We start from the raw sequence: 3,572 nt of genomic DNA, 5'->3' as shown, positions 1-3,572 counted from the left end.
AGAACCATCTTCAAAAAGAGCCGCATCAAATTTACCTGTCTTTATCCGAGAAACCACCGCATTATGTGAAACACCCATCTTTTTTGCAAACGCACGAACCGATAGACCCTTACGATTCTTCTTATTCATAGTTGCTCCTTGCTTTTTCTCTGCCATAAGAAGTAAGAGTTTACGGTGTTACGAATGATTGACAATCGGGTATAATCCGGTATATATTCCGGTATGAAAACAGATACACTCCAAATTACACAAGAATTGTTGGCTTTTAAAAAAAACTTTGCGATAAGATGTGGCTACACAAAAGAAGATTTAGAAGCTGTGGATTCTCCACCATTGACAGATGAAGAGCTTGCACGCTTAAAGCCAGCTAAAGGCGTTTTACCAGCCTCCTTTTTAAAGTCTGTAACAGAAGAGCGCCGTAAATGTGGGTGAAGTCTTAAAAAAAGCAAGCGGTTGTTAAGATAACCACCTCCCCACTCTAAAAACAATGCTTTACAGTTGAAATTAAACTTCAATTGTATTACATTGAAATACAGTTGAGAGAGGAGAAGTCATTATGGCTACCAGTCGCATGGTTCAGGCACGTGTACCGGAAGAAATTCAAAATGTCGCTAGTCAAGTTATTCAAGCCTCTGGTTTGTCAGTAAGTGATGTCGTGAGAGTGTTGATGACACGTATTGCGCAAGATAAAGCTATTCCTTCTTTTTTGTTTCAACCCAATGCAGAAACCATAGCGGCTTTTGCCGAACTTGATGAAGGCAATTTAAAAAAGTTTCATTCCGTAGACGAATTATTTGATGATCTTTATGCGGACGATTGAACGTACCACCATTTTCAAACGTGATTTTAAGCGTGAAATGAAAGGGCAACATCGGCATCTTTTAGATACTGATTTACGCAAAGTCATCACAGCATTAGCAAATGATCAACCTCTAGAGATACGGTACCGTGATCATGCATTGACTGGAAATTGGAATAATTACCGAGATTGTCATATTCGACCTGATCTAGTGTTGATTTATCGCTTGATTGATCAAGACCGATTGATTTTAGTGCGTCTAGGCTCTCATTCACAACTTGATCTTTAGATCACCTCCCCATTTTGAGAACGGAGAGGGGATTTCTGTTTTTTGAATTTAAGCAACTTTTTTAATGGGGCTCTCGAAATTTGGTTCATAAGCGCGCAACAAGGAATCCATGCTATGCGGTAATTCTGAAGCTCCAAAATCTGTAAGAATTGCCAAGATCTTTGTAATATTAGGCACGTCATTTTGAAGTTTTAAAACTAGAACCTTTTCTATTGCATTCATAGTTTGAACCAGAGCACTACAATCTTTGTCGCTCACATTTTCATCATTAGAAAATTGAGATAATGCCATCCACAAATCGCATAAGAAGTTGGTATCTATTTTCATTGCACACCTCCATGAATTTGTTCTCTTAAACATGCTAATCCTCTGGAGGTAATTTTCGTTGAAGGGAGTACCTTTTCTGTACCATCAGGTCTTTGGATAGTAATAGCAGGGCAATCCATGAATCCTTTCTTGATCTTGTCCTGATAAGGCAACAGAGGTGCTCCTGGAGCACGTCGATAGACCCAATCATTTTTACGCAAGTAATTGGTTAAATCCTTAGGTCGCACTTCAAGCATCTTTGCGGCTTCTATCAAACCGAACAGCCCATCAGAACGCTTTAAACCATCAAGTGCTTTTGCCTTTGGTTCTAATTTAGCAATGATATTGTCTTTCCGCTCGTTTTCATCTTTTAAATGCGTTAAGACACCAAGCATTACTGCTGGACTGGAGTAGTCGATCGATTGAACATAGGATTGCTTTATCTCGCCCCTACGCCATGCAACAAATAACTTAATAAGCATATAACGGACTTGAGAAGATTTTTCTGTATTCGATAATGTCGCAATCAATAACGCTTGCTCTTCGTTAAGCCAATATTCTGTTACGTTATTGCCCTTTATTACGTGCGCCACAGTGGCGCACCTCCCAAACCGTTCTATTTCTTGCATATTTCTTGTAATTAATTTTCTAACGTCACGTGTACGAACAAACCCTAATTTTTCTGCTAAGTCCACATCGCGAACACGAGGCTCGTTTTCGACTTCTCGTAATTTGATTAATTTGTCTTTATTGGTAGGTGAGTATGTGCTATTATTCATTGTAATTGACCTCTTTCAGGTTAGTTAGATGTAAAGCGTTAGAGAGAGTTTTTGCGGACTTATGCTCTAGCGCTTTTTCTTTTTTGAGAATGTTAATTATTTCAGATGAAAGAGAGCGATCATTCTCAGTCGCCCGATTAAACAACCACTCCTTTAATGTATGTGGCATATTTATTTTATATTGGATCGTTTTCATTTTACCTCCATATGCACATATTCAGTACCATAAAGGTACCTTGTGTCAAGTGTATTTTAGGTATATTTTAGGTGCATGACAAAAAAAGATCGTGTGCAATTTAAATTTCTCATTCCAATTGAACTGAAAAATCAATTGGAAGAGCTTGCGGAAGCAAATCATCGTAGCCTTACGGGTGAAATTCTTGCTCGTTTAGAAGATTCTATCCGCACTACCGTTACATTAAATCACCTACTGGCAATGAATTCAGAAGATCTCAAAAAGCTCCTTGAACAACCACTCGTGAATAAAAAAAAATAAGATGCCACACATAGCCCCCTCAAAACGCTTTAAGCCTTCAAGCGCTTCTGCTTTTGATGCTAATTCGGCAATAACATGGTCTTTCTGTTCTATTTGACTTTGTAAGTGATTTAAGACACCAAGTAATGCTTCAGGTTTCGAATAGTCAACTTGTGGTGTGGCTACTTGTTGTTCTAATTCTTGCCAGCGGTCTATGATTTTTGCTCGTAAGGCAGTGCTGTAACCCGAAACAAGAATTAAACATTCACGTTTGGGTAGGTTATAACAGTTTTGAGGCTTACCTTGTTTATCTAAATAGGTGGATCCAAATTTGGATTGACTCCCTTCAGGGTATAGTTCTCCTAACATTTGCCGAATATCACGCATGATATGAGCGTGTTGTTTACCACACAACTCAGCAATTTCACGACTAGACATAGTCTGAGTAACAGCACTATTAGCAGTGCTTTCTTTAATTTCTATAAGTGTGTTCACTGTGAACTCCTTGGTAATAGAGGTTTTCTATCNGTGAGGGTATTGTATAGTGTAACTACACCCGACAAGACCGTTATATGCTACAGCATATAATGAGTCAAAATCTTTAATGTTCAGAAGACTGATTATTTCGGCAACCAATCCGCTTGGTATTTTAAGGTGTTTTCTAGGCACCCGATTCGACAATAGATATAATGATACTGTCTTGTCAAGTGATAAAAAACTTTTTCTAAAAAATAATCCCATATTGTACAGTAACATACTGAAATTGTTATTTATCAATAAGTTAAGTGTACAATGTACAGTCAATTTGAAAATTCTGTCGCTAGCGATAGTTTGCGCTCGCCTGCCCCGCAATGAAGCCAACCCGCTGGGAAGTACCTTTTGAATTGATTTTATTGTATTTTTTCTGGAAAAAGCGAAGCATTA

8 protein-coding genes are annotated in these 3,572 nt (G+C 38.2%); 4 read left to right on the top strand and 4 right to left on the bottom strand.

Annotation, left to right across the window (positions count from 1 at the left end; all coding sequences use genetic code 11):
• Positions 1-222: 222 nt before the first annotated feature.
• From ACFIKX_RS03905 to ACFIKX_RS03895, 3 genes are all read left to right on the top strand, one after another.
• Complete coding sequence (locus ACFIKX_RS03905; protein ID WP_375628919.1) at positions 223-432, top strand: hypothetical protein; 210 nt, start codon at positions 223-225, stop codon at positions 430-432.
• Between the two features lie 124 nt (positions 433-556).
• Positions 557-820, top strand: a complete 264-nt coding sequence (locus ACFIKX_RS03900) for a type II toxin-antitoxin system RelB/DinJ family antitoxin (protein WP_039757918.1) — start codon at positions 557-559, stop codon at positions 818-820.
• Positions 807-1,088, top strand: coding sequence for a type II toxin-antitoxin system YafQ family toxin (locus ACFIKX_RS03895; RefSeq protein ID WP_375628921.1), 282 nt, complete (start codon positions 807-809; stop codon positions 1,086-1,088). The genes ACFIKX_RS03900 and ACFIKX_RS03895 overlap by 14 nt, the downstream gene beginning before the upstream one ends.
• A gap of 48 nt (positions 1,089-1,136) precedes the next feature.
• Here the strand turns inward: ACFIKX_RS03895 and ACFIKX_RS03890 are convergent, their stop codons facing one another.
• Genes ACFIKX_RS03890 through ACFIKX_RS03880 form a run of 3 tightly spaced genes read right to left on the bottom strand, consistent with a single transcriptional unit; the run spans position 1,137 to position 2,369 of the window.
• Positions 1,137-1,415: a hypothetical protein gene (locus ACFIKX_RS03890; protein WP_375628917.1), complete on the bottom strand. Its 279-nt coding sequence runs from the start codon at positions 1,413-1,415 to the stop codon at positions 1,137-1,139.
• Entirely contained in the window at positions 1,412-2,173 is a 762-nt protein-coding gene (locus tag ACFIKX_RS03885; protein ID WP_375628915.1) for a phage antirepressor KilAC domain-containing protein, read from the bottom strand. The genes ACFIKX_RS03890 and ACFIKX_RS03885 overlap by 4 nt, the downstream gene beginning before the upstream one ends.
• Positions 2,166-2,369, bottom strand: coding sequence for an Arc family DNA-binding protein (locus ACFIKX_RS03880; RefSeq protein ID WP_004859798.1), 204 nt, complete (start codon positions 2,367-2,369; stop codon positions 2,166-2,168). Before ACFIKX_RS03880 ends, ACFIKX_RS03885 begins: the two co-directional genes overlap by 8 nt.
• Before the next feature lie 75 nt (positions 2,370-2,444).
• Here ACFIKX_RS03880 and ACFIKX_RS03875 point away from each other — a divergent pair, with 75 nt between their 5' ends.
• Complete coding sequence (locus ACFIKX_RS03875; RefSeq protein WP_375628914.1) at positions 2,445-2,669, top strand: Arc family DNA-binding protein; 225 nt, start codon at positions 2,445-2,447, stop codon at positions 2,667-2,669.
• Here the strand turns inward: ACFIKX_RS03875 and ACFIKX_RS03870 are convergent.
• Positions 2,616-3,143 carry a Rha family transcriptional regulator gene (locus ACFIKX_RS03870; RefSeq protein WP_375628912.1) on the bottom strand — a complete coding sequence of 176 codons (528 nt, stop codon included), beginning with the start codon at positions 3,141-3,143 and terminating at the stop codon, positions 2,616-2,618. The two genes, ACFIKX_RS03875 and ACFIKX_RS03870, sit on opposite strands and share 54 nt — an antisense overlap.
• Positions 3,144-3,572 lie beyond the last annotated feature (429 nt).

The sequence above is a fragment of the Bartonella sp. CM86QHHN genome, assembly GCF_042194695.1.
Taxonomy (GTDB): domain Bacteria; phylum Pseudomonadota; class Alphaproteobacteria; order Rhizobiales; family Rhizobiaceae; genus Bartonella.
The sequence above is the reverse complement of the archived record's forward strand: the minus strand, read 5'-3'. Positions and strand labels throughout refer to the sequence as shown.

What these genes read in the sequence shown, in the direction of transcription:
- ACFIKX_RS03905 (WP_375628919.1), top strand. Translation starts at nt 223, where the DNA reads ATGAAAACAGATACACTCCAAATTACACAAGAATTGTTGGCTTTTAAA.
- ACFIKX_RS03895 (WP_375628921.1), top strand. Translation starts at nt 807, where the DNA reads ATGCGGACGATTGAACGTACCACCATTTTCAAACGTGATTTTAAGCGT.
- ACFIKX_RS03875 (WP_375628914.1), top strand. Translation starts at nt 2,445, where the DNA reads ATGACAAAAAAAGATCGTGTGCAATTTAAATTTCTCATTCCAATTGAA.
- ACFIKX_RS03885 (WP_375628915.1), bottom strand. Translation starts at nt 2,173, where the DNA reads ATGAATAATAGCACATACTCACCTACCAATAAAGACAAATTAATCAAA.
- ACFIKX_RS03900 (WP_039757918.1), top strand. Translation starts at nt 557, where the DNA reads ATGGCTACCAGTCGCATGGTTCAGGCACGTGTACCGGAAGAAATTCAA.
- ACFIKX_RS03890 (WP_375628917.1), bottom strand. Translation starts at nt 1,415, where the DNA reads ATGAAAATAGATACCAACTTCTTATGCGATTTGTGGATGGCATTATCT.
- ACFIKX_RS03880 (WP_004859798.1), bottom strand. Translation starts at nt 2,369, where the DNA reads ATGAAAACGATCCAATATAAAATAAATATGCCACATACATTAAAGGAG.